Here is a 24,190-nt window from a genome sequence, read left to right as displayed (position 1 = left end):
ATTTAGTAATCATTACTTGATCGATAGCTCATTCTTTTCTTACTTACATATGTTTTAGGAGCGTTTCCACAAATTTTTCTAAATATTGTTGATCTACTTTGTCAAAACGATTTTTTTCAGGGCTATCAATATCTAATACACCGATTACGTTGCCTTCTTTTATCATCGGTACAACAATTTCAGAATTAGATGCGCTATCACAAGCGATATGTCCAGGGAATTGATGAACATCTGCGACAAGTTGTGTTGTTTTTGTTTCAGCTGCCACACCACAAACACCGCGGCCAAAAGGAATACGCACGCACGCAGGCATGCCTTGGAACGGTCCGAGTACAAGCTCGTTTCCTTCTGTTACATAAAAACCAACCCAGTTAATGCGTTCTAAAAATTGATTGAGTAGTGCGGAAGCATTTGCTAAATTTGCGACTGTATTGGATTCGCCTGTTAACAAAGCATCAAGTTGCTTAATTACAGTTTCATATTGCTTTTCACGTGAACCTACATAGCTTTCTTTTGTAAACATGGAAACGTCATCCTTTCTGGCGATAAATGTAAAATCATAGCAAAATACGCTGTATTCTTTATGACTTTGTCGATAGAAAATTAAAGGAATTTGTCTTAAAAGTCAAGAAATTTAAACTATAGCTGTTCAAAGTGAGAGGACGTGAGCACATGAAACATACGAAACAAAAGGTGATGGATGCAGCGATTTCATTGTTTTATACGAAAGGGTATAATGGAACATCAGTGCGTGATATTGCAAAACGAGCGGATGTGAATGTGGCTAATATTTCATATTATTTTGCTAGTAAGCAAGGTTTATTAGAACAGCTTATGACTGATTTTTTAGAAGGGTATATTCGTGTGATTGAAGTGGCTTTTGAACAAAGGGAGTATGTACCAGCTAAAGAAGTACTGAATCGAATGATTAAAGGGATTTTACGATATCAATTTGAGAATCGTGAACTGACGCGTTTCTTTTATCGAGAGCTATCAATAGATACGACGTTAATTCGTGAAGTTATGACTGTTTATTTTTCAAAAGAAAGATACTATATAGAGCAAATTATTAGGCAAGGACAAGTGCAACAAGAGTTTCAAAAAGTGTCATTTACAATGTTTATGACGCAGCTAAAAGGGATGATAAATATGCCATATTTATATCCGCAATATGTATCGGAAGTCTTGCATTCTTATCCTTCCGAAGCATTCTTTTTAGAAATGTATACGAAGGAAATTGAGCGATGGCTGGAACAAGCGTTATATATAACAAATATATATTATCCGTTACCAAAGGCGGTTCATATGTAAAATGCCCCCACCTAATTAAGCTGAGGTGGGGGTATTTCTTATCTCGCTCTTTGTCGGTATTTTTTTCGTTGCCATAAGTTATTGCAAAGCAAAGCGATAATTGTTAGAGCTGCGCCAATCACTTCGATTTTTGTAATGATATATCCACGAAACATAGATCCGATAAGCGAGAATACAGGAACTAAATTCATAAATAAAATTCCGTTAATGGATGAAATGAAACGATTTCCCATATTCCAGCAAAAGACGGCGATCACTCCTGCAAGAATTGACATATAAAATAATTCGAAGCGAATAGTAAGGATTGTCGAAATAGACGGTACAGAAATAAATTTTATATAAGCTAATATACTCACAATGATAAGAAGTGCAATAGAGCCAAAGAAACAAGTGAGTGTTGTGTACCGAAGTGGTGACCAAGATGGAAAATGGGAAGCGCCATTTGTGTAAATGACCCAGCACATAACGCCGCACAGCATGAATAGATTTGTAGATATATGGCTTGCTGCTCCAAATAATAAATAAATATTACCTTTTGAAATAACGAGCATGACACCAATCAGAGCACAAAACATAAAAAGGAATGTATAGTTTTGTGGTCGTTTATTTTTTGTCACCCACTGTAGTAATAAAGCAAGAAGCGGCATAAGAGATTGAATCATAGCGGCATGAATGGCTCCTGAAGGTCCGGCTAATTGTTGACCATAAAAAACGAGAAATCCATATCCAGCAAAGCCAACTGTTCCGAAAAACAATAACGAAAGAATTTTCTTTTCTAAGCGAAAAGAGGATATGCCTTCAAATGCTAAGAGAAGTATGATAAAAATAATAGCTGCGGATCCGTAGCGAATTGTTGTAAAGAAAAATGGATCTATAAATTGTAGGGCACTGGCCATAACAGGAAACATAAATCCCCAAGATGTTACGGCGAGTAAACATAAAAATGAACCGAGTAGTAGTTGCTTTTTACTCAAGAGTATCGTTCTCCTTTTTAATTCGATATAGTAAGTTCATCAAATGAAGCATGAAGAGAGTATAGCGCTTGTTTAATAGATAGAGGAAATACCGTTTTTTTATAACGGCTATAATTTTTAGTTAGAGGTGTATGGTTATGGATTTTGAAGCGATACGATCGCTAATTGAGGTCAAACAGCAAAAGAGTTTATCGAAAGCGAGTAAACTGCTGCATATTTCGCAACCGGCGCTGAGTAAGCAAATTCAGAGGTTAGAAGCAGACCTTGAGGTGACAATATTAAAGCGATCTGCTCAAGGAGTTGAATTAACAGAAGCTGGGGAATTATTTTTAAGCCGGATGGAACCCATTTTAAAACAAATCAATGAAGTGAAGATGGAACTAAGGGGATATCAAGTAAAGAAAAAAATTTCTCTTGGTATATTGCCGAGTTTAGCAGCTCATTATATATCGAGATATAAAGGAATATTGGAAAAAACATACGAAGTAGAATGGTATATTGAGCATACAAAAATATTAATGGAATTATTTAAAGCGCGGAAGATAGATGCGATGTTAATTGATTCTTCCGTAGATGATGCAAAGTATATAAGAAAAGTACGCCAAGAACATATCGTTTGTGTTGTTTCAAGTGAGCATATATATAAAGGTAAAAAAATTATAAAAGTGAGCGACTTGCAGCATGAAAAACTCATTATTTATCCAGAGATTTGTGATGTGAGAAAAATGATTATGACAGTATTTCAGGGAGTGGGAGTCAAGCCGACAATCGCTGTTGAAACACCGTATGCGGAGCCGATGTTGGCGATGGTACGAGCGGGAGTAGGAATTACACTACTGCCAGAAATCGCAGTAAAACAAGGGGGGAAAGAAGGTATTTGTATGATTCCTATAGAGCCAGCATTAACGAGATGCATTTATTTTGTATCTCATAGGGAAGAGGAAACGTTTGTACAAATATTTGGAGAGATAGATTAAAATTGGATATTTATGTAAAAGAGATATAGAAATATGCCCCTTATAACAAAAGAAACATGAAATTTTAAAAAAACTAGGTCAAAAACAAGGCATAACATGGTATGATTATTACATTGTTAGTTGTTAAATATAGGGGATTTCCCTTTTTATACATAATGCCTTCCATTTCATAAACGGAACGGACAAAAATAGAGATACAATTAGGAGGCTTTTTTGCATGGATTCTATCTTAACGATCGTTATCATTGTGGTAAGCTCTATTCTAGTGCTACTCATGATAGAGCTCATGATAAGAAATCGTTCATATAAAGATATCGAAGCACTGGAACAGTGGCAACAAGAAATAAAAGATAAACCGGTTGCAGATGAATTGAAACGGGTAAAAGATTTAAATATGACAGGGCAAACAGAAGAGTTGTTTGGAAAGTGGCGTGAAGACTGGGATGAAATCGTAGCAACAATTCTTCCAAAAGCCGAAAAAGATTTAGAAGGCGCACGGAAATATGCCTCGCAATTTTCCTTCCGAAAAGCAAAGTATGCGATGAATGAAGCTATTAGCAACTTAGATGAAGCGGATAATCGTATCACGGATATTTTAAACGAATTACAGCAATTATTAGAGAGTCATGAGAAAAATAGTGCGGAAATTGATGGATTACGCGATGTATATCGTAATATGAAGAAGAGTGTACTTGCGCACCGTCACATGTATGGCGCGGCAGAGCAGAAGATTGAAGAGTTGTTAGATGTCGAATCTGACAAATTTCAAAAATTTGAGGAAGCAACAGCGAATGGTGATTATTTAAAAGCAAGAGACATTGTAATGAGTTTAGAAGAAGGGTTATCAAACTTGGAAGGCATGATCCAGGAAGTTCCTGACTTATTAGTAGAGTGTCAGGCTACATTACCAGTACAATTAGAAGATTTATTACAAGGCCATGACGAAATGAAAAAGCAAGGCTATGTCTTAAATCATTTGGAAATCCCTAAAGAAGTACGTGATATGACGAAACAACTACAAACATGTCTAATAGATATACAAGAGCTTCATATTACAGAAGCAGCAGAGAAAATTGAAGCTTTAAAGACGCGTTTAGACACGTTATATGATCAATTAGAAAAAGAAGTGCATGCGAAATATTATGTGGAGCAAAAAACGATACGTGTTTACGATGACTTAGAAGAGATTCATGAACAAGCGCTTGAAACAAAAGCAGAAACACAGTTTGTGAAACAAAGCTATCAGTTACAAGATAAAGATATTGAATCGCAAAAGATCATTGAAAAGCAAATGCACATTTTGATGAAACGCTTTGAAGTATTGCAATTACGTGTTGCAGAGCAAGATATTGCATTTTCTGTTATTCGTGAAGAACTTGAAGAGATTTATGAGCAATGTGAAACGTTAAAAGTCCTTCATGCAGAATATAAAGAGATGCTACAGGCAATGCGTAAGGAAGAATTTGAAGCACGTGAGAAATTACAAGAGATGCGCAATATGATTTTAGAGACAAAACGTCTTATGCAAAAGTCTAACTTGCCAGGTCTTCCAGAGAGTATTATGGAAGAGTTACAAAAGGGGCAAGAAGCAATGCAGGCTGTATATGGACACTTAGAATTAAAACCACTGAATATGCATGTAGTAAATAGCGAGTTAGAGGAAGCATATGCGATTGTAAATGATGTATCTGAACGAACACAAGATGTGATTGGTCAAGCATATTTAGTAGAAAAATTAATTCAATATGGTAATCGCTATCGTAGCCAAGATATGGATTTAGCCTATAGTTTAGACAACGCGGAGAGATTATTCCGTGAATATGAATATGATGCGGCTTTAGAACAAGCAGCTTCCGTTTTAGAACAACTGGAACCTGGTGTTGTTCAAAAAATTGCTGAGTTTGTAGATAATGAACAAACCTCTTGATGAAAAGAGGTTTGTTTTTTTATGTCTCAATGTGTAAATTAACAGATGATGTTGTTATAATGAATAGCGGAATAACACAAAGCTTTTCGTTTCAAGATACAAAGCAAACCTTTGTATATGTTTAGCGTAATTGCACAGATTTATGATATGATTATATGATGTGACAGCGCTGAAAGGGGAAGAACGATGATCTATTTTGACAATAGTGCGACGACAAAGCCATATCCAGAAGTCCTACAATCTTATGTAACAGTTGCAGGGAAATACTTTGGAAATCCTTCTTCTATTCATTCGCTTGGAGGAGAAGCTGAACATTTATTAACGCAATCAAGAACGCTTGTAGCACAGCTTCTGCATGTTAAGCCTTCAGAAATTATTTTCACATCGGGTGGAACGGAAGGAAATAACCTTGCGATTAAAGGAATAGCGATGAAGAATCGCTCTCGTGGCAAACATATTATTACAACAAATATTGAACACGCATCTGTGTTTGAAGCATATAAACAATTAGAGGAGCTTGGTTTTGAGGTAACATACTTACCTGTGAACGAGCATGGTGTTGTGTCTGTTCAAGATGTAAAACAAGCAATTCGTGATGAAACCATTTTAGTTTCTATGATTCACGTCAATAATGAAACGGGGGCAATTCAGCCGATTACTGAGGTCGGTGAATTGTTAACAAACTATCCGAAAATAAGATTTCATGTGGATCATGTACAAGGGATTGGAAAAGTACCGCTTGATTTTCATGCTTCTCATATTGATCTTTGTTCAATATCAGGACATAAATTTCATAGTGTAAAAGGAACAGGACTTTTATATGTACGTGATGGCGTTCGGTTAGACCCGCTTTTATCAGGTGGCCAGCAAGAGCTTCGCTATCGTTCAGGTACAGAGAACTTACCTGGTATTGTAGCTATGGTGAAGGCGCTGCGGATGACAATGGAACACATGAACGAAAAAATTACTCATTTACAAACGTTACAAGCAGAATTGATTCGTTTCTTTGAGAGCATGGAAGGTGTAACAATTAATACATCACTTCAGCATGCTGCCCCTCATATTTTAAATGTATCATTTGTTGGGTTAAAACCAGAGGTAGTTGTTCATGCTTTAGAGGAACATGAAGTATATGTATCAACGAAATCAGCTTGTTCTTCAAAAGCAAATGAGGTGAGCCGTGTATTAGTCTCAATGGGATTGCCATATGACGTAGCTGCGAGTGCGATCCGCATTAGTTTAGCACCGGAAAATACAATGGAAGAAGTAAAACAATTTGAAGACATTATAAAAGAGACATTGCCAAAATTATATGAAGTGATGAGGTAAAGAGAATATGATGAAATATGACCACATTTTAGTTCGTTATGGTGAAATGACGACAAAAGGAAAGAACCGTTCGAAGTTCGTTAGTACGTTAAAAGATAACGTGAAGTTTAAGTTGAAAAAATTCCCAAACATTAAAATTAATGCAACGCATGATCGCATGTATATTGAATTAAATGGTGAAGATCATGAGGCAATTGCAGAGAGCTTAAAAGATGTATTTGGCATCCATAAGTTTAATTTAGCAATGAAAGTACCATCAGAATTAGAAGAAATTAAAAAAGGTGCACTCGCTGCTTTCTTATTAATAAAAAAACCTGTAAAAACATTTAAAATTACAGTACATCGTTCGTATAAACATTTCCCAATGCAAACGATGGAATTACTGCCAGAAATCGGCGGATATGTTTTAGAAAATACGGAAGATATCATGGTGGATGTGCATAATCCAGATGTAAATATTCGTATAGAAATCCGTAGTGGCTATAGCTATATCATGTGTGATGAGCGTATGGGAGCAGGCGGTTTACCTGTTGGTGTTGGCGGCAAAGTGATGGTGCTTCTATCTGGCGGTATTGATAGCCCGGTGGCTGCTTACTTAACAATGAAACGCGGTGTATCTGTGGAGGCTGTGCATTTTCATAGTCCGCCGTTCACAAGTGAACGCGCAAAACAAAAAGTAATTGATTTGGCACAAGAGCTAACGAAATATTGTAAACGTGTAACGCTTCATCTTGTTCCATTTACAGAGGTGCAAAAGACTATTAATAAGGAAATTCCATCTAGTTATACGATGACAGTGATGCGCCGTATGATGATGCGTATTACGGAGCGCATTGCTGAAGAACGTAATGCGTTAGCAATTACAACTGGTGAAAGTCTTGGACAAGTAGCGAGTCAAACGTTAGATAGTATGCATACGATTAATGAAGTGACAAACTATCCAGTATTACGTCCTCTTATTACAATGGACAAATTAGAAATTATAAAAATTGCGAATGAAATTGGCACATATGATATTTCTATTCGTCCATATGAAGATTGCTGTACAGTATTTACACCAGCAAATCCAGCGACAAAACCAAAGCGTGAAAAGGCAAGTCGTTTTGAAGCAAAATATGATTTTACACCGTTACTTGAACAAGCTGTTGCAAATACAGAAACAATGGTGTTGCAAACAGTAGACAAGGCAGAAGAAGATCAATTTGAAGATCTTTTCTAAAACCATAAATTACCACCATTAGATGTGTATGAAGTCATATCGTTTATCACACTCTATACTCACAAGGAGGTGATACCATATGGCACGTAACACAAACAAACTAGCAGTTCCTGGTGCTGAATCAGCATTAGACCAAATGAAATATGAAATCGCTCAAGAGTTTGGTGTTCAACTTGGAGCAGATGCAACATCTCGCGCTAACGGTTCTGTTGGTGGCGAAATTACAAAACGTCTAGTTTCTTTAGCAGAACAACAATTAGGCGGTTTCCACAAATAATCTCATATATCATGGCTGAGAAGGAGCGGGTACATCCGCTCCTTCTTTTTTGATGGAAGAAAACAAAAGAATCCTTTCGACATCGATGAAAAATTTTTCAAAAGAAGAGGGTTCAAAATTTACAGAAAATTCTTTATTATAAAAGGGAGGCATAGTGACAAAGGAGGATATTGATGAAGAGAGAAGAATTATTAGCGCCACCGTCGTATAATTTAGTTACAGAGATAGAGAAATATATGAATGAAAAAGACAAGTTAGCATTAATTTGGCAGGATGAGAAGGGAGCAAGAAGAGAGGTTACATACTTTGAATTAATAAAAGGAGCAAATAAAATTGGAAACGCTTTTATAAAAAGTGGTTTGCAAAAAGGGGACAAGCTTCTTATTATGATGCCGCGTTTAATCGAAGCGTATATGACATATATAGGAGCAATTAAAGCAGGATTTGTTGTAATTCCAAGTTCTGAAATGCTTCGCAAAAAAGATATTGAATATCGTATTCAACATGGAGAAGTAAAAGCTATTATAAGTTATGAACCATATATTTCACAATTTGAAGGAATAGAGGGAATGGATTCTCTTCAAAAATTTGTGTTAAGTGAAAAAGAAGTAGATGGATGGGCGAATTTAAATACTGCATTAGAAACAGAAAGTGATGTATTAGATATTGTCAAGACGGATAAGGAAGATATGGTCTTTTTATCTTATACATCAGGAACGACAGGAAACCCAAAAGGTGTTGTTCATACACATGCTTGGGGGTATGCACATTTGCGGACGAGCGCTCCGAATTGGCTTGGAATTGAAGAGAATGATATTGTATGGGCAACGGCTAGTCCAGGATGGCAAAAGTGGATTTGGAGTCCGTTTTTAGCAACTCTCGGTTCAGGTGCAACTGGATTTGTATATCACGGTAAATTTGAGCCGAAAACATACTTACAGCTATTAGATGAGAACCAAGTAAATGTGCTTTGCTGTACGCCGACAGAATATCGTTTAATGGCCAAGGTGGAAAACTTGCAGCAATATAATTTAAAGGCATTGCACAGTGCTGTATCCGCAGGAGAGCCGTTAAATCGTGAGGTCATTGAAACGTTCCAAAAGCACTTTCAGGTTACTGTTAGAGATGGATATGGTCAAACAGAAAATACATTGCTCATTGGTGTTATGAAAGGGATGGAAATAAGACCGGGATCGATGGGAAAACCAACGCCGGGGAATCAAGTAGAAATTATCAATGAAGAAGGACACCCTGTATCTGTTGGAGAAGTGGGAGATATTGCTGTTCATATTGATACACCGGCACTCTTTAAACAATATTATAAAGATGATGAACGTACAGCAATGCAATTCCGTGGTGATTACTATATTACAGGGGATAAAGCGAAAAAAGATGAAGACGGCTATTTTTGGTTTGAAGGCCGCGGTGATGATATTATTATTAGTTCTGGCTACACAATTGGCCCATTTGAGGTGGAAGATGCACTTGTGAAGCATCCATATGTAAGAGAATGCGCAGTAGTAGCGAGCCCAGATGAGATTCGCGGAAGTGTCGTAAAGGCATTTATCGTATTAAGAGACAATGTACAGGAAAAAGAAGATACATTGATCCCTTTACTCCAAGAACATGTTAAAACATTAACAGCACCTTATAAATATCCTCGTAAGATTGAATTTGTAGACGAACTACCAAAAACGATTTCCGGAAAAATTAGACGTGTTGAACTTAGAAAACAGGAAATGGAATTGCGGTTAAAGTAAAAGATATATTGAATATAGAATGGTAAGTGTCAACAATCTTAGCGAATCAAAATGAATATTGGAACAGCACCATATGATGTGAAATGGTGCTTTTTTTCTACATTTTGATTTCGTATGCTAAAAGGATGAGGAGGTTAAAAGGATGGGGGAATTATGGTACGGCGGAAACATTTATACGATGGAAGAAGAGAATGAAAAAGTAGAAGCGGTTTATGTTGAAAACGGAAGGATTGTTGATATAGGAACAAAACAGGACTTAGAAATTCGTTATCCATTTGAACAGTTACACAATTTAGAAGGGCGAACAATGCTTCCAGGTCTTGTTGATAGTCACATGCATCTAATTGGACATGGTGAAAGACTCCTTCGATTAGATTTATCAAAGTGTACATCTTATGAGGAAGTATTGGCTCTTGTTACAGAAAGAGTAAAAGAGACACCAGTAGGTTCTTGGATTATTGGAGAAGGGTGGAATGAAAATAATTTTACAGATACAAAAAACGTTCATGCTCATGATTTAGATAGGATTTCAAAGGAGCATCCCACTTTGTTAAAACGCGTTTGTCGTCATGTTACTTGGATAAATTCATACATACTAAAAAAAGCCAATATAACGGCAGAAACAAAGGAGCCAAAAGGTGGGAAAATCGGTCGTGATTCTTCAGGTAGATTAACGGGGCTTTTATATGAACAAGCGCAAGAGTTGATCAAACATGTTCAGCCTGAAATAAATGAAACATACTTACAAAGGGCTTTGAAGGTGGCTATTCGTGATTGCTGGAAATATGGGCTAGTAGGGGGACATACGGAAGATTTAAATTATTATGGAGGCTTTAAAAAAACATATGACGCGTTTTCATATGTCATAAAAGAAATGCCTTTTAAAGCACATTTGCTCGTTCATCATGAAGTTGCCGATGAGCGAAAAGAATATGAGAATACGCACTACATTGAATTTGGTGCGATGAAAATCTTTTCTGATGGTTCTTTTGGCGGGAGAACGGCATTATTAAGCGAGCCGTATGAGGATGCAAAAGAGACCAATGGTGTCGCGATTTATTCGCGAAATGAGCTCGCCGATCTTGTGAAAAAAGCTCGCGACTTACAAATGCCAGTTGCGATTCATACTATTGGTGATTTGTCGCTAGAGTACGTCATTGAGGCACTAGAGTTATACCGTCCTGCAGAAGGATTACGTGATCGCATTATTCATTGTCAACTGGCAAGGGAGGATTTAATTGAACGGATGAAGAAGTTGCAGGTTATTATTGATATTCAGCCCGTGTTTGTTTCATCTGATTTTCCATCTGTTATTGAAAAATTGGGAGAGCGTCGTCTTCGCTATGCATATGCTTGGAAGACTTTACTTCATGCAGGCTTACATTGTAATGGAGGCTCAGATGCGCCAATAGAACAAGTAAATCCGTTTTTAGGTATATATAGTGCTGTAACGCGAAGAAGTTTTATTGATGGAGTATGCTATATGCCTAAAGAGAGATTAACGGTATTTGAAGCAGTGTCCTTATTTACAACGGGAAGTGCTTATGCAATTGGAAAAGAGAAAAGGTGCGGAAAAATTATGAGAGGATATGAAGCTGATTTTACGATTATAGACCGGGATATATTTCATATACCGGTAGAAGAACTAAAAGATATTCAAGCTATAACAGTTGTAATAGACGGGAAAATTGTGCATCAAAAATAAGATTAACACAAAAGAGTGCTAGAGCATTTGCTAGCACTCTTTTCATTACTTATAAAAACGTTCTCTGTACTTTTTCCCAGAAAGAGTTGTTTTTTAATTTCACTGTTTTAATCTGTTTATCGCTTAAACACACAACCGCTTTTTCGACTTGTTTAATACTCAGCGCTTCGTTATCCATTCCTATAACAGGATAATCGTTCCCCTCTGGTCGGAGCTTTAAAGTTAATGTACGTTCATGATTTAAAATAAATGGTGATCCGAGTGTACGATATGTGTTGTTATTTAAAGAGGCAAGTTCGCTTATTTGGAAACATGGGATAAGCGGATCAACAACAGCGCCCTGCAATGATTTATTATAAGCTGTGCTACCTGTCGGTGTAGAAATAACTAAGCCATCTCCCCGAAATGTTTCAAAATATAAGTCATCGACGTAGACATCGACGACGAATGTTTTAATAATGCTAGAGCGCAAAGAAAACTCATTTAAGCAATGAAAAGATGTATCTTGATCGACATCTATTTTAATTGTTGGATATTTACGTACTTCGATTTCATTTTTTGTAATCTCTTGAAGAGCTGATTCAACATGGTTAATATGGAAGTCGCAGTAGAAAGAAATTTCATCTTTCGCAGAAACACCTGCATATAGGCAATCTTCTCGAAAGCCAGTTTTACGAACAGCTTGTAAGAAGGTTCCATCATCTCCAACACTGACGATAGCATTTGCATTTTTTGGATGATCTAATATGGTAAAGCCGTTTTCCTCTAAAATATGATATATCGGCTTCATTTTTTCAATAAGAGCTGTTTTGTCATCACCATAAAAGAAAAATAAATTACGACGATCTGCCATTGCGTATCCCTCCATTGCAGTCTAATTATGTTTCGTGAGAAAAATCTTTCTGGACGATATGTTCAAATAGTATATTTCGATATAAAAAGCCAAAATCCCTTTTCGTTTTTAGAAAAATTTATATTTTCATTCTTCTTGAAAGCAGTTTAATGATGCATAAATTTGTCGATAATGGGTATGGAATGAAAGGATGGGTATAAATGAAGTGGCTTGCAATCGGGATTGGGATTTTTCTTATTTTTCTTTTCCTTTTATTATTGTCAAAGATATCTCTTAAAGTGACGTTTTTATATTCAGAGATGGAGAAGCAATGTTTATTTCAAGTGAAAATATGGAAGGTAAAATATACATTCGATGTATTAGAAAGAATAGAAAAGCAACAGAAAAAGACTGGTCAAAAAATTGAGAAGGCTGAAAGAGAAGGCGGTATAGAAAATAAAATTATGGCACAACTTGATAGCATCGGAGAACTGATAAAAAAGCTTCAACAAATCCATACTATCGTTAAAGATTTTTTAAAAAAGGTGAAAATCAATGGCTGGAAATGGCACTCTCAAATTGGAGCAGGCGATGCAGCTAGTACTGGAATTGTTACCGGTTATGCCTGGGGAACAAAAGGGATGATTGCCGGAGTCATTGGGCAATATATGCATATTGTCGATATACCAGACTTTGAAATTACACCTGTTTTTCAAGGGAAAGGATTTGCATCAAGGTGTGAACTGACAGCATCTTTTCATATGTATCGTGCTGTAATCACAGGAATAAAGTTGCTTATCTTTATGAGAAAGCAAAGATCTAGTGTGACAGAAAAATCTATTCAAGCATAGGGGGATATAGAATGGATCATCCAATTCAAAGTTTGATGACAACAGCAATGCAGCATTTAAAGCAAATGACAGATGTAAATACAATTATTGGTGACCCGATTAAAGCAGCGGACGGAAGTGTAATTCTTACCGTGTCGAAAGTAAGTTTTGGATTTGCTGCGGGTGGAAGTGAGTTTGGAAGGATTGAAAGTTCTGGCCGCCATCCATTTGGAGGAGGGAGCGGTGGAGGAGTCTCCATTAATCCTGTTGCCTTTCTTGTTATAAATGGAGGGGGCGTAAAAGTGTTACATTTAGATAAGCAAACGCATATTATTGACAAAGTAATTGAATTAGCGCCACAAGCTGTTGATAAAGTGAAGGAAATGATGGAGAAGCGAAAAGGCGATGAGCCAGAATTTGAAATTTAACAGTGAAAAAGAAGCTAGTCAATTGATTAGCTTCTTTATTTTTTTGTAAATGAAGCAATTTTGTTTGCATTCTGGCTAGGGACAAACTATCATTTACAGTGTACATATTTTATTTAAATAAAGGAGGAGTTTTAAGTGGCAAACGTAACTTTTAAAGGTAATCCAATGACTTTAGTTGGAACAGAAGTTAAAGTTGGCGATCAAGCACCAAACTTTCAACTATTAGCAAATGACTTATCTCCAGTAAGTTTAGAAACATATAAAGGTCAAGTGAAATTAATTAGCGTTGTCCCTTCAATTGACACAGGTGTATGCGATGCGCAAACACGCCGTTTTAATGAAGAGGCAGCTGATATTGAAAATACAAAAGTATTAACAATTAGCGTTGATTTACCATTCGCTCAAAAACGCTGGTGTGCAGCAAACGGTTTAGAAAACGTAGTAACACTTTCTGACCACCGTGACCTTTCATTTGGTGAAGCATATGGTGTTGTAATGAAAGAACTTCGTTTACTTGCTCGCGCGGTATTTGTAGTAGATAGCAACGACAAAGTTGTATACGTAGAATACGTAAGTGAAGGTACAAACCATCCAAACTATGAAGCGGCATTAGAAGCAGCAAAAGCAGCGAATTGATAAAAGGGAGGCGGCCTCTTTCTAAGAGGTCGTTTTTTCTCATATAGGATGAAATGGAAAAAGTATTCATATCGCTTTCAATTTGAAAAGGGAGCTCTAAAAAAGAGGTCGCTTTTTCTTTTTGCAAAAAATTAGATTGTGGTATGATATAAGTTATGTGTAATGGACTGAAGGAGGAATATATGTGAGTCAAACAGTAGAAACGTTATTTTCTATTTTCGATTCTTCTACCGTAATTTTACGTAAGGAATTGGATATGACATATTTAGAAGCGCTTGTAGAAACAGGGGATAACTTGTTTGAAGGAGCGATTTTGCAAGAAAATTTATCTGAATCAACAATGAAACGGTTAAATCGTGAATACAGTAAATTTAATGAAGAAACATATAAAAGTGAAGAAATTCGAAAAGCATTTCAGCTTGCGATCTTAAAAGGAATGAAAGAAGGTATACAAGCAAATCATGAGATGACGCCTGATGCAGTTGGAATATTTATGGGATACTTATTCCATAAATTTATGAAGGATCAGAAAGAAATAACTGTGCTAGATCCTGCAATTGGAACAGGAAATTTAATGACAACTATTTTTAATAGCGCTCAAGACGGAGTAGTAATGAGTGGATTTGGTGTAGAAGTAGACGATTTACTCATTAAGTTAGCCTTAGTAAATGCGAATTTGCAAAAAAAAGCAATTGAACTTTTCAATCAAGATGGACTTGCTTCACTTTATATTGATCCTGTTGATGCAGTTGTTTGTGATTTACCAGTAGGGTATTATCCGAACGAAGCTGGCTCAAGTGAATATAAGTTAAAAGCAGATGAAGGAATGTCTTATGCGCATCACTTATTTATTGAACAAAGTGTCAAGCATACGAAAGATGGAGGATACTTATTTTTCTTAGTGCCAAACTTTATTTTTGAAAGTGAGCAGGCGCCAAAGCTTCATGCGTTTATTAAAGAAACATGTTTTATTCAAGGGCTATTACAGCTACCTGTTTCCATGTTTAAAAACGAAAAAAATGCAAAAAGTATATTTGTTCTCCAAAAAAAAGGAGAAAAGATAGAAATGCCAAAACAGGCGCTATTAGTGGAATTACCTAAGTTTTCTAATGTGAAGGCGATGGAGGATATGATGAGCCAATTAAATAATTGGTTTGCAACTCATAAAGCATAAAACATGTAACAGATGTATTTATTTATGTAATACAGTTTTATAAGGTGGGTATGTAATTTAAATATACACAAGATTAAACTGAATTTTTTTGAAATCTGTAATATATATTTTTTCTTGGTGTTACAATTTTTTCACTTGAAATATATGGCGGACGATGTTTAAATTAAAATCGTGAGTATAAAATTCATCAAAATGAAACGTTTTCATTTTGATGAATTTAAAGAGATAAAATCGAGCGGTTTGTGGTTTTCCACATAACTACCAAGAGAAAAAGGGGCGAAAGATTAGATGTCAAAAATCATCGCGATTAATGCAGGAAGTTCTTCCTTGAAGTTTCAATTATTTGAAATGCCAAGTGAGAAAGTATTAACAAAAGGTTTAGTAGAACGTATTGGTTTAGAAGACAGTATTTTCACAATTACTGTAAATGGTGAGAAGCAAAAAGAAATTACAAATATTCCAGATCATGCAGTGGCAGTTAATATGCTTCTTAATAAATTAACTGAAAATGGAATCGTGAAATCTCTTGATGAGATTAGCGGTATCGGTCATCGTGTTGTACATGGCGGTGAAAAATTTGCTGACTCTGTATTAATTACAGATCAAGTATTAGCAGATATTGAAGACTTAAGCGAATTAGCACCACTTCATAATCCAGCAAACATTGTTGGTATTAAAGCGTTCCAAGAAGTACTTCCAAACGTACCAGCAGTAGCAGTATTCGATACAGCATTCCACCAAACAATGCCGGAATCTGCGTATCTTTACAGCTTACCATATGAGTACTATGAGAAATACGGTATCCGTAAATATGGTTTCCATGGAACTTCTCATAAATATGTAACAGAGCGTGCAGCTGAATTATTAGGCCGTCCACTTGAAAGCTTACGTCTTCTTTCTTGTCATTTAGGTAATGGTGCAAGTATCGCAGCTGTAGAAGGTGGAAAATCTATCGATACGTCAATGGGATTCACTCCACTTGCTGGTGTAACAATGGGGACGCGTTCTGGTAACATTGACCCTGCGCTAATTCCATACATCATGGAAAAAACGGGACAAAGTGTAGAAGAAGTAGTAAATGTATTAAACAAGAAAAGTGGTATGTTAGGTCTTACTGGATATTCTAGTGACTTACGTGACATTATTGCGAAAGAAGAAGAAGGCGACCACCGTGCAAAAGTAGCACTTGATGTGTTCGTAAGCCGTATTCACAAATACATTGGTTCTTACGCAGCTCGCATGAAAGGTGTTGACGCAATCATCTTCACAGCTGGTATAGGTGAAAATAGCGCCATCATTCGTGAGCGCGTATTAGAAGGTCTTGAGTACATGGGCGTATACTTTGATGCAAAACGCAACAACGTATTCGGTGAAGAAGCATTTATCAGCTTCCCACACTCTCCAGTAAAAATTATCGTAATTCCAACTGACGAAGAAGTTATGATCGCTCGTGACGTTGTTCGTCTTGGAAATGTTGGTTAATATATATCAGAAAGACGGAATCTTACATGATTCCGTCTTTTTTTGTGAGGAAATTGAAAATCTGTCTCTATGTATGAAATTCACATATGTGTACTTACCAAGTTTGCGAAGAAAAAGCAGAAATATGTTACAATAGAAAAAAATTGAGCGAGGTGATTGTTGCGATGCAATCGAAGCGAGAACAATCCATTTTACAAGAGATAAAAGAGTGGGAAAGACAATTGATAGAGCAAGAGGCGACTGATTTCCAAAAGATGTTTGATAAATGGATGTATGAAATAGTAGAAAAATTACCTAAAAAAAAGCGTGCAAACCTTTTTGCAAAAGTAGATGGCTGGCTATTTCATCTTCATGCATTTATTCAAAGCTCACAATCGCAATTAGATGCGCGCAATCGTATTTTAGGTACGGCTAGATTATTTGATGAATCCATTGAGAACTTAGATGACTTAAAAGTATTATCTATTGATCAATTAACATACATAGCAGAACAACAGACAGCGCGTCATCGACTATACTCTTTTGTACAAGGAGGAGCAACTGGTGTAGGTGGTTTATTCCTATTAACTGCGGATTTTCCTGTTATGATTGCGCTAAATGTAAAAGCTGTGCAGCTCATTGCAACTTCGTTTGGGCATGATGTGAATAAGCCGTATGAAATGATGCTTGCTTTAAAAGTATTTCACGCTGCATTATTGCCAACAAGATTACAGCAATATGCTTGGTCCAATTTACTGCAAGAATTAGAGCAAGAAGATTCTTACTTTTATGAAGGAGAAGAAGAGGTATTAAAACCAGCTTCAATAGAGGTTGTGCTTAAACAAATTTTGAAGACATTTTCAATTTATGCACTTCGTCGTAAATTATTTCAAGGTGTTCCTGTGCTAGGAATTGCAATTGGTTCCACTGTGAATTATCGTTTAACAAGAAATGTCACCGAATTTGCAAACAGATTTTATCAAGTGCGCTACTTATTAGAGAAAGAGAAACGTGTATGAAAAAAAAGCGAGAGGCCAAGGCCTTTCGCTTTTTAGTTTGTTGCATGTTTTTTGGACATAGGAATGGATACGGTTTTCTTTTCTGCTTTTGGATAGTAAATAAAGTCCAATGTTTTGGATTGAACAGCAATGGAAAGAATCGTAAATGCAATTTCCGTCCAGTTTAAATAATATAATGAAAGTGCAAGAACAATCGCGTCAAAGACGAAGAAAATTTGCCCAATTGTAAAGCGTGTTTTTTTGCTTAATACAATGGTTAAAATATCGTCTCCGCCGGTTGCACCGCCAAATCGTAATATAAAACCGAGACCAATACCAGCTAACGCACCACCAAGTACAGCGGCAATCCATAAATGATTTGATAAATCTACCGCAAATGGAGAGTAGTTCTCCATAAAAGAATAAAATACGCCGAATGAAATCGAACCCAGAAATGAATAGCCAACCATCTTTTTGCCTAAAAATGTAGCACATAATAAGATGACAGGAATATCCATTAATACAGTCGAAATCGACGGTGAAATATCAAAAAAGTTTTGGATAAATAATGCAATTCCAACAAATCCACCTTCTGTTAAGTGGTTTTGGAAATGAAAATGATATAGTGCTGCTGATAAAATAAATGAACCAATTAAAACCATAAAAATTTCTTTAATAATTTGTCGACTTTGGATGTTCCTCATCGTTATTCCTTCTTTCCGTAGTTAGTAGTCTTTTTTCGTTTTGTAAACTAACTACGAGCGCATAGTAGCTGTCAGTTAGTTTACATCAAACTAACTACGCTATATGTCGCTGAAGAAATAACGAATAATCCTCTCGTCCATCAATTCTCCCTACTTTCGTTTTAGTTTAAGCCTAAAAAACGACTAAACAAAACTTTGGTAGAATTTCCTATTTAGCAATCCTATTCTCTTTTTTGTTTTGTTTAGCAAGTAACAGTGTGACTTAAACAAAACGCTATGTGTAAGAAGAATCTTTTCTTTGCCAAATTATCCTTCGGGCAATCATAATTTCCCCACTCTCGTATTTTTTCGCTAGACTAAAGGATCTGAGCTGAAAAATACGCTACGTGTAAGATTCATCAATTCGATGCCACATGCTCCTTCGAGCGATCATGATATCAAAATCCTTTCTGTAAAGATTTTATACTATTATATCATACTTTCAAAAAATGTATGCGTAAGGAAACCGACAATAATTGGAGGGAATCTACAGATTTCATTGTTTTTTTGAGATGATGGTGTGACATTTCGATATTTTTGTAAGATAATGCAAGTTATTTCAACAAGGAGTTTCATAACTTATGAATCGGTTTATCATGTAGTATATGAAAAAAACGAGTGCATCGTGTGCTGCCTTTTGACAAAAAGAAAGGACATGTCCCAAATGTAAATCGGGACATGTCCTTTATGGATGAGTTTTTCCGTGAGATACATCTTGCGTAAGACGATACCAAAGCCATAAATCATTAATAATGGAAGCAAGGTCTGCAATTTCAGAATTAAGTCTACAGGAAATCTCGAAGTTTTCCTCGTTATTGAGACGATGTTGTTTTTGATTAATATGATATTCAAGTTCTTTTATGCGATCAGGTATTTTTCCGCGAATTTGTTCCCACTTTAATAGAATTGTGTGTTGCACCTTTTCTGGGATGTCTTCCCATTCCTCTTGTAAATGTGGTATTTCAATTCCTAGATGTTCATCATAAATAAAATATGGTTTCATATAGACACCCCACTTTCTGTTTCTATTGTATCGAAAAGGAGAAAGAAGTTCGATAGAATTGTGAGAATTTTTTTGAATATCTCTTGATTCATTTGAAAAAAGATGATAAAGTTTGGATTATTATAAGTAATAATGAATATTTATTCTTTTAGGGGGTATAAAATGGAGAAGAAAAAAGTTGTGTTAGCATATTCTGGAGGCCTTGATACTTCTGTTGCAATTAAATGGTTGCAAGAAAAAAATTATGATGTTATCGCTCTTTGTTTAGATTTAGGAGAAGGGAAAGATTTAGAGTTTGTAAAAGAAAAGGCACTTTCAGTAGGTGCGATTAAATCGTACATGATCGATGTGCAAGAAGAATTTATGAATGAATATGCATTGGTGGCTTTGCAAGGGCATACGTTATATGAAGGGAAATATCCTCTTGTTTCTGCATTATCTCGTCCGCTAATTGCGAAAAAACTAGTTGAGATTGCAGAACTAGAAGGTGCTAGTGCGGTTGCACACGGATGTACCGGTAAGGGGAATGACCAAGTTCGTTTTGAAGTATCGATTCAAGCATTAAACCCATATTTAGAAGTAATTGCGCCAGTGCGTGAATGGAAATGGTCACGTGAGGAAGAAATTGCGTATGCAAAAGAAAACGATGTACCCATTCCCATTAATTTAGATAGCCCATTTTCTATTGACCAAAACTTATGGGGACGCAGTAATGAGTGCGGAATTTTAGAAGATCCTTGGGCAGCGCCACCAGAAGATGCGTATGAAATGACTGTACCATTAGAAAATACACCAGATCAGCCAGAATTTGTAGAAATCGGATTTGAAGAAGGTGTACCAACAACATTAAATGGAACAACTTACTCACTTTCACAATTAATGAAAACGTTAAATTCACTTGCTGGAAAGCATGGAATTGGGCGTATCGATCATGTAGAAAACCGCCTTGTCGGTATTAAATCGCGTGAGGTGTATGAATGCCCAGCGGCGATGACATTACTTACAGCTCATAAAGAACTTGAAGATTTAACACTTGTAAAAGAAGTAGCTCACTTTAAACCGATGATGGAACAAAAACTAACAGAATTAATCTATAATGGCTTATGGTTCTCGCCTTTAAAACAAGCGCTTGTTGCTTTTTTACAAGAAACACAAAAAACAGTATCAGGTACAGTGCGTGTAAAATTATTTAAAGGGCACGCGATTGTAGAAGGACGTAAATCAGAATATTCCTTATATGATGAGAATTTAGCGACTTATACAGTGAATGATGAATTTAACCACGATGCAGCAGTTGGTTTTATTTCACTATTTGGTCTTCCAACAAAGGTATATAGTCAAGTAAATCAGAAGAAGGTGGAAGCGTGAGTAAGCTGTGGGGGGGACGCTTTACAGAAGAAGCAGAAGCATGGGTCGAGGAGTTTGGGGCATCCATCTCCTTTGACAAACAATTAGTGAAACAAGATATAGAAGGCAGTATTGCACATGTTATGATGCTTGCGAAACAAGGGATTGTAACAAACGATGAAGCAGAGAAAATAAAAGAGGGCCTTCAATATTTATTAGAAGAAGCGAAAGAGAACAAACTACACTTTTCGGTAGAAGCTGAAGATGTTCATTTGAATATTGAAAAGATGTTAATTGAACACATTGGCGAAGTAGGAGGAAAGCTTCATACAGGTCGCAGCCGTAATGATCAAGTCGCAACAGATATGCACTTGTATTTAAAAGAGAAAGTACAAGATATAATAAATGCTATAAAACAATTGCAGAAGGTTCTTGTCGATCAAGCAGAAGAGAATATTGAAACCATTATGCCAGGGTATACACATTTGCAGCGTGCACAACCGATTTCTTTTGCACACCATATACTCGCATACTTTTGGATGTTAGAACGTGATGTGAATCGCTATGAAGATTCTTTGAAACGTATAAATGTTTCCCCGCTTGGCGCAGGTGCTCTTGCAGGAACAACATTTCCAATTGATCGTGCATATAGCGCAAAGCTTCTCGATTTTGAAGGGATATATGAAAATAGTTTAGATGCGGTAAGTGATCGTGATTTTATACTAGAATTTTTGAGCAATTCATCTATGTTAATGATGCATATATCACGCTTTTGTGAAGAACTTATTTTATGGAGCAGTCAGGAGTTTCAATTTATTGAAATGAGCGATCGATATGCAACGGGAAGTAGCATTATGCCACAAAAGAAAAATCCGGATATGGCGGAACTGATCCGTGGTAAAACAGGAAGAGTGTATGGGAACTTATTCAGTTTATTAACAGTAATGAAAGGATTACCGCTAGCCTATAACAAAGATTTGCAAGAAGATAAAGAAGGAATGTTTGATACAGTTAAAACGGTAGAAGGCTGTCTTCATATTATGGCTGGTATGTTAGAAACGATGACTGTAAATAAAGAAAACATGGGGCAGGCTGTAACGCAGGATTTTTCTAATGCAACAGAAGTCGCTGATTACTTAGCAAACAAAGGACTCCCATTCCGCCAGGCGCATGAAATTGTTGGCAAGCTCGTTCTTCATTGCACGAAAAAAGGAATCTATTTATTAGATGTGCCGCTTGAAACATATAAAGAAATGAGCCCTTTATTTGAAGAAGATTTATATGAGGTTCTATCACCTTATGCAGCAGTAAAACGCCGTAATAGTGCAGGTGGGACAGGATTTGTTCAAATTGAACAGGCGTTGGAAAAAGCGAAGATATTAGTGGGAGAAGTTACTAGGAATTGAGTTGAAAGGTACACCAGTCTGTTAAAATCTGATGTGCTTTCTGTTTTGTTAGTATTTAAGTAAAATAACAATTTGGGGGAAGTTTATCCCGCTATTTTAGGGCAGCCCGATTGGTGAGGGCTCATAATCAGTGGGGGGGATGAAGAAAACCCTCACTGATTAAAGTTTCACTTAGTATGCATCGTTTTACTGTTAATTAACTTAATTGTAAATGTGGAAGTAACGTTTCTAATTCATTTACATTCATAGAGTAATAGACTTTTTTGAAGGGATTAAAATCCAAGGACCTTCATTCCTTTGCCGTGTTTTTCGTTGTATTCGGCATAAATGTCATGTATTTCAGTTGCAAATGGAGTATTTCTTCTGAGCTTGGCATAAGGAATAAGAGTGAAAGAGAATTGAATTGCTATTTTTAGCATTCTTGCAATTAAATATAAATGATAAAAATGCTCTCCAATAGACCATTTTTCATTCTGGGGGAGATACCATAGTTGTTCTTGAGATAGTGTGAATGGAGATAAGGAAGGAAGTGGTTTCTTTGGACATGTAATGTATGAAAATGTTTTGAGATGTTTTCCGATTGCATATTTTTATATCTTCCACAATTTTTTCCTCATTATAACATGTTTCGTGTGGATGTAAGTCAGCCTAGAGCAATCTGTTCTAGGCTGACAGTTTTATCAATTAATCGTACTTATGTCGATCTTCCGTAATTCGAATATACTCAATATCCATCAAATCTCGAAGTAATGCACCGTTACTTAGTTCCACACCATGTTTTTCTTTGAAATGTGTGCGAATCGTATCTAACATTTCGATTTCTTTCCCATTTACATCTAAAATAATACGTTCATAATCATCCATATTAGCCTCCTCCTTTCCTAAACACATATATTTTGTCCGCTTATTTCTAAAAAATGTATGTTAAAATAATGTTAGGAAATGAGAAAGGGATGGAAAATGAGTCGTATTTATTTGGTAGGGTTAATTTTATACACGCTAATTGTATTACACGTAGCATTCCCGAGTATATTTTCATTTGAGAATGTAGAAACAGTACACGTGGCGTTATTTACCTTTACTTTATTTTTGATAGATTGCTGTATTTCGATATGGCTTTTGAAAAGAAAACATGTACAAGATAAAAAAGAAATAGAACGGAAAAAGAGAAAACATTCATTTTGGATGACAACGTATTGTTTTTCTTTAGTAATTATTGCTGCTTTTTTTAGTGAGAATGTTCCGTTAGAAAGAGTAAATATCGGATTTGGAGCGATGATATTTGCATACTATTTTTTCATGCACTTCCTTCCTTATATGGAAGAAAAGCGAGGAGGAGAGGAAGATCCGCTTATAGAAGAAGCGAAAGAACAAGAGCATGAGAGAATAGAAGAAGATATGAAGAAACTTGGAGAACAAAAGTGGTATTTAAAATCTAAAATCATATATGTTCTTTGCTTTATTACGCCGCCAATCGGTTATTTGTATATGTTCTTCGTAAAAAATGACAGAAGATGCAAGGCGATCTTATTTAACGATAGCGACAATAATGATGGTGTTATGGTCTTTGAAATTCTTTCCCCCTTATGTACTTGCGGTTGTCATTGTTGTCGTGGTTTGTCTTGTATTTATAGTGAAATATGTGAAATAAGTTGTAGTTGTAGGTGTCTTCTCAGTAGGAGTTATAGATATAATTGATGCTGCCGATGGAATTACAGATGAGGTAGACAGTGATAGTGTAGCGCAAACATCAGCTCCAGAAGCAACGGATGTAGAGTATATAGCAGAGGGAAATCCGAATACTCATCATGTAACACCCCATGAAAGAGTTTTACCCGACAGGAGTACAACAT

The 24,190-nt window shown here is 36.2% G+C and carries 22 protein-coding genes and 2 pseudogenes; 17 read left to right on the top strand and 7 right to left on the bottom strand.

The window, feature by feature from the left end:
- Positions 1 to 43: 43 nt before the first annotated feature.
- Positions 44 to 523 (bottom strand): GAF domain-containing protein, encoded by a 480-nt coding sequence (locus MR056_RS08420; protein ID WP_012095783.1) that lies wholly within the window; start codon positions 521 to 523, stop codon positions 44 to 46.
- A 149-nt stretch (positions 524 to 672) separates the two neighbouring features.
- Between MR056_RS08420 and refZ the strand changes: the two genes are divergently transcribed.
- Positions 673 to 1,311 carry a forespore capture DNA-binding protein RefZ gene (refZ, locus tag MR056_RS08415; RefSeq protein WP_012095782.1) on the top strand — a complete coding sequence of 213 codons (639 nt, stop codon included), beginning with the start codon at positions 673 to 675 and terminating at the stop codon, positions 1,309 to 1,311.
- A gap of 38 nt (positions 1,312 to 1,349) precedes the next feature.
- Here the strand turns inward: refZ and MR056_RS08410 are convergent, their stop codons facing one another.
- Positions 1,350 to 2,285: a DMT family transporter gene (locus MR056_RS08410; protein ID WP_012095781.1), complete on the bottom strand. Its 936-nt coding sequence runs from the start codon at positions 2,283 to 2,285 to the stop codon at positions 1,350 to 1,352.
- A gap of 137 nt (positions 2,286 to 2,422) precedes the next feature.
- Between MR056_RS08410 and MR056_RS08405 the strand changes: the two genes are divergently transcribed.
- The 7 genes from MR056_RS08405 (at position 2,423) to MR056_RS08375 (ending at position 11,479) form a co-directional block, all read left to right on the top strand.
- Positions 2,423 to 3,262 (top strand): LysR family transcriptional regulator, encoded by an 840-nt coding sequence (locus MR056_RS08405; protein ID WP_012095780.1) that lies wholly within the window; start codon positions 2,423 to 2,425, stop codon positions 3,260 to 3,262.
- Positions 3,263 to 3,479: 217 nt separating this feature from the next.
- Positions 3,480 to 5,189: a septation ring formation regulator EzrA gene (gene ezrA / locus MR056_RS08400; protein WP_012095779.1), complete on the top strand. Its 1,710-nt coding sequence runs from the start codon at positions 3,480 to 3,482 to the stop codon at positions 5,187 to 5,189.
- Between the two features lie 186 nt (positions 5,190 to 5,375).
- Positions 5,376 to 6,518, top strand: coding sequence for a cysteine desulfurase family protein (locus MR056_RS08395; RefSeq protein ID WP_012095778.1), 1,143 nt, complete (start codon positions 5,376 to 5,378; stop codon positions 6,516 to 6,518).
- Between the two features lie 7 nt (positions 6,519 to 6,525).
- The gene (thiI, locus tag MR056_RS08390) at positions 6,526 to 7,737 is read left to right on the top strand and encodes a tRNA uracil 4-sulfurtransferase ThiI (protein WP_012095777.1); all 1,212 of its coding nucleotides are present in this window, start codon (positions 6,526 to 6,528) and stop codon (positions 7,735 to 7,737) included.
- A 79-nt stretch (positions 7,738 to 7,816) separates the two neighbouring features.
- Positions 7,817 to 8,014, top strand: coding sequence for an alpha/beta-type small acid-soluble spore protein (locus MR056_RS08385; protein ID WP_012095776.1), 198 nt, complete (start codon positions 7,817 to 7,819; stop codon positions 8,012 to 8,014).
- A 173-nt stretch (positions 8,015 to 8,187) separates the two neighbouring features.
- A complete protein-coding gene (gene mbcS, locus MR056_RS08380) occupies positions 8,188 to 9,774 on the top strand; it encodes an acyl-CoA synthetase MbcS (protein ID WP_012095775.1) in 1,587 nt (528 codons plus the stop codon).
- Positions 9,775 to 9,916: 142 nt separating this feature from the next.
- Positions 9,917 to 11,479: an amidohydrolase gene (locus tag MR056_RS08375; protein ID WP_012095774.1), complete on the top strand. Its 1,563-nt coding sequence runs from the start codon at positions 9,917 to 9,919 to the stop codon at positions 11,477 to 11,479.
- Between the two features lie 49 nt (positions 11,480 to 11,528).
- Here the strand turns inward: MR056_RS08375 and MR056_RS08370 are convergent, their stop codons facing one another.
- Complete coding sequence (locus MR056_RS08370; protein ID WP_012095773.1) at positions 11,529 to 12,332, bottom strand: NAD kinase; 804 nt, start codon at positions 12,330 to 12,332, stop codon at positions 11,529 to 11,531.
- Positions 12,333 to 12,532: 200 nt separating this feature from the next.
- Here MR056_RS08370 and MR056_RS08365 point away from each other — a divergent pair, with 200 nt between their 5' ends.
- From MR056_RS08365 to MR056_RS08340, 6 genes are all read left to right on the top strand, one after another.
- Entirely contained in the window at positions 12,533 to 13,162 is a 630-nt protein-coding gene (locus tag MR056_RS08365; RefSeq protein ID WP_087099288.1) for a DUF2953 domain-containing protein, read from the top strand.
- Between the two features lie 11 nt (positions 13,163 to 13,173).
- Positions 13,174 to 13,569, top strand: a complete 396-nt coding sequence (gene ytfJ, locus MR056_RS08360) for a GerW family sporulation protein (protein WP_012095771.1) — start codon at positions 13,174 to 13,176, stop codon at positions 13,567 to 13,569.
- 135 nt (positions 13,570 to 13,704) lie between these two features.
- Positions 13,705 to 14,205, top strand: a complete 501-nt coding sequence (gene tpx / locus MR056_RS08355) for a thiol peroxidase (RefSeq protein ID WP_087099286.1) — start codon at positions 13,705 to 13,707, stop codon at positions 14,203 to 14,205.
- A gap of 184 nt (positions 14,206 to 14,389) precedes the next feature.
- A complete protein-coding gene (locus tag MR056_RS08350) occupies positions 14,390 to 15,379 on the top strand; it encodes a class I SAM-dependent methyltransferase (RefSeq protein WP_012095769.1) in 990 nt (329 codons plus the stop codon).
- A 288-nt stretch (positions 15,380 to 15,667) separates the two neighbouring features.
- Positions 15,668 to 16,861 (top strand): acetate kinase, encoded by a 1,194-nt coding sequence (ackA, locus tag MR056_RS08345; protein ID WP_012095768.1) that lies wholly within the window; start codon positions 15,668 to 15,670, stop codon positions 16,859 to 16,861.
- A 164-nt stretch (positions 16,862 to 17,025) separates the two neighbouring features.
- Positions 17,026 to 17,859 carry an EcsC family protein gene (locus tag MR056_RS08340; RefSeq protein ID WP_012095767.1) on the top strand — a complete coding sequence of 278 codons (834 nt, stop codon included), beginning with the start codon at positions 17,026 to 17,028 and terminating at the stop codon, positions 17,857 to 17,859.
- 32 nt (positions 17,860 to 17,891) lie between these two features.
- Here MR056_RS08340 and MR056_RS08335 read toward each other — a convergent pair whose 3' ends face one another.
- Positions 17,892 to 18,542 carry a YitT family protein gene (locus MR056_RS08335; protein ID WP_087095417.1) on the bottom strand — a complete coding sequence of 217 codons (651 nt, stop codon included), beginning with the start codon at positions 18,540 to 18,542 and terminating at the stop codon, positions 17,892 to 17,894.
- A gap of 724 nt (positions 18,543 to 19,266) precedes the next feature.
- Complete coding sequence (locus tag MR056_RS08330) at positions 19,267 to 19,584, bottom strand: hypothetical protein (protein ID WP_012095765.1); 318 nt, start codon at positions 19,582 to 19,584, stop codon at positions 19,267 to 19,269.
- A gap of 162 nt (positions 19,585 to 19,746) precedes the next feature.
- On the opposite strand from MR056_RS08330, the gene MR056_RS08325 reads away from it, so the two are divergent.
- Both MR056_RS08325 and argH read left to right on the top strand, forming a co-directional pair.
- The gene (locus MR056_RS08325; RefSeq protein WP_087095416.1) at positions 19,747 to 20,952 is read left to right on the top strand and encodes an argininosuccinate synthase; all 1,206 of its coding nucleotides are present in this window, start codon (positions 19,747 to 19,749) and stop codon (positions 20,950 to 20,952) included.
- Positions 20,949 to 22,337 (top strand): argininosuccinate lyase, encoded by a 1,389-nt coding sequence (argH, locus tag MR056_RS08320; RefSeq protein ID WP_087099284.1) that lies wholly within the window; start codon positions 20,949 to 20,951, stop codon positions 22,335 to 22,337. The genes MR056_RS08325 and argH overlap by 4 nt, the downstream gene beginning before the upstream one ends.
- A gap of 217 nt (positions 22,338 to 22,554) precedes the next feature.
- Here the strand turns inward: argH and MR056_RS08315 are convergent.
- Both MR056_RS08315 and MR056_RS08310 read right to left on the bottom strand, forming a co-directional pair.
- Positions 22,555 to 22,923, bottom strand: a pseudogene (locus tag MR056_RS08315) (DinB family protein); the annotation flags it as partial.
- Positions 22,924 to 23,021: 98 nt separating this feature from the next.
- Positions 23,022 to 23,201: a hypothetical protein gene (locus tag MR056_RS08310; protein WP_012095762.1), complete on the bottom strand. Its 180-nt coding sequence runs from the start codon at positions 23,199 to 23,201 to the stop codon at positions 23,022 to 23,024.
- 96 nt (positions 23,202 to 23,297) lie between these two features.
- On the opposite strand from MR056_RS08310, the pseudogene MR056_RS08305 reads away from it, so the two are divergent.
- Positions 23,298 to 23,988 (top strand): annotated as a pseudogene (locus MR056_RS08305) (hypothetical protein).
- Positions 23,989 to 24,190 lie beyond the last annotated feature (202 nt).

It is taken from the genome of Bacillus cereus group sp. BfR-BA-01360 (assembly GCF_022663595.1).
GTDB lineage: Bacteria > Bacillota > Bacilli > Bacillales > Bacillaceae_G > Bacillus_A > Bacillus_A cytotoxicus.
Note: the sequence above shows the minus strand (reverse complement) of the source record. Positions and strands in the feature narration are given on the sequence as shown.

Coding starts and splice junctions, on each gene's coding strand:
- MR056_RS08420 (WP_012095783.1), bottom strand. CDS start 523: ATGTTTACAAAAGAAAGCTATGTAGGTTCACGTGAAAAGCAATATGAA.
- refZ (WP_012095782.1), top strand. CDS start 673: ATGAAACATACGAAACAAAAGGTGATGGATGCAGCGATTTCATTGTTT.
- MR056_RS08405 (WP_012095780.1), top strand. CDS start 2,423: ATGGATTTTGAAGCGATACGATCGCTAATTGAGGTCAAACAGCAAAAG.
- ezrA (WP_012095779.1), top strand. CDS start 3,480: ATGGATTCTATCTTAACGATCGTTATCATTGTGGTAAGCTCTATTCTA.
- MR056_RS08395 (WP_012095778.1), top strand. CDS start 5,376: ATGATCTATTTTGACAATAGTGCGACGACAAAGCCATATCCAGAAGTC.
- thiI (WP_012095777.1), top strand. CDS start 6,526: ATGATGAAATATGACCACATTTTAGTTCGTTATGGTGAAATGACGACA.
- MR056_RS08385 (WP_012095776.1), top strand. CDS start 7,817: ATGGCACGTAACACAAACAAACTAGCAGTTCCTGGTGCTGAATCAGCA.
- mbcS (WP_012095775.1), top strand. CDS start 8,188: ATGAAGAGAGAAGAATTATTAGCGCCACCGTCGTATAATTTAGTTACA.
- MR056_RS08375 (WP_012095774.1), top strand. CDS start 9,917: ATGGGGGAATTATGGTACGGCGGAAACATTTATACGATGGAAGAAGAG.
- MR056_RS08370 (WP_012095773.1), bottom strand. CDS start 12,332: ATGGCAGATCGTCGTAATTTATTTTTCTTTTATGGTGATGACAAAACA.
- MR056_RS08365 (WP_087099288.1), top strand. CDS start 12,533: ATGAAGTGGCTTGCAATCGGGATTGGGATTTTTCTTATTTTTCTTTTC.
- ytfJ (WP_012095771.1), top strand. CDS start 13,174: ATGGATCATCCAATTCAAAGTTTGATGACAACAGCAATGCAGCATTTA.
- ackA (WP_012095768.1), top strand. CDS start 15,668: ATGTCAAAAATCATCGCGATTAATGCAGGAAGTTCTTCCTTGAAGTTT.
- MR056_RS08340 (WP_012095767.1), top strand. CDS start 17,026: ATGCAATCGAAGCGAGAACAATCCATTTTACAAGAGATAAAAGAGTGG.
- MR056_RS08335 (WP_087095417.1), bottom strand. CDS start 18,542: ATGAGGAACATCCAAAGTCGACAAATTATTAAAGAAATTTTTATGGTT.
- MR056_RS08330 (WP_012095765.1), bottom strand. CDS start 19,584: ATGAAACCATATTTTATTTATGATGAACATCTAGGAATTGAAATACCA.
- MR056_RS08325 (WP_087095416.1), top strand. CDS start 19,747: ATGGAGAAGAAAAAAGTTGTGTTAGCATATTCTGGAGGCCTTGATACT.
- MR056_RS08310 (WP_012095762.1), bottom strand. CDS start 23,201: ATGGATGATTATGAACGTATTATTTTAGATGTAAATGGGAAAGAAATC.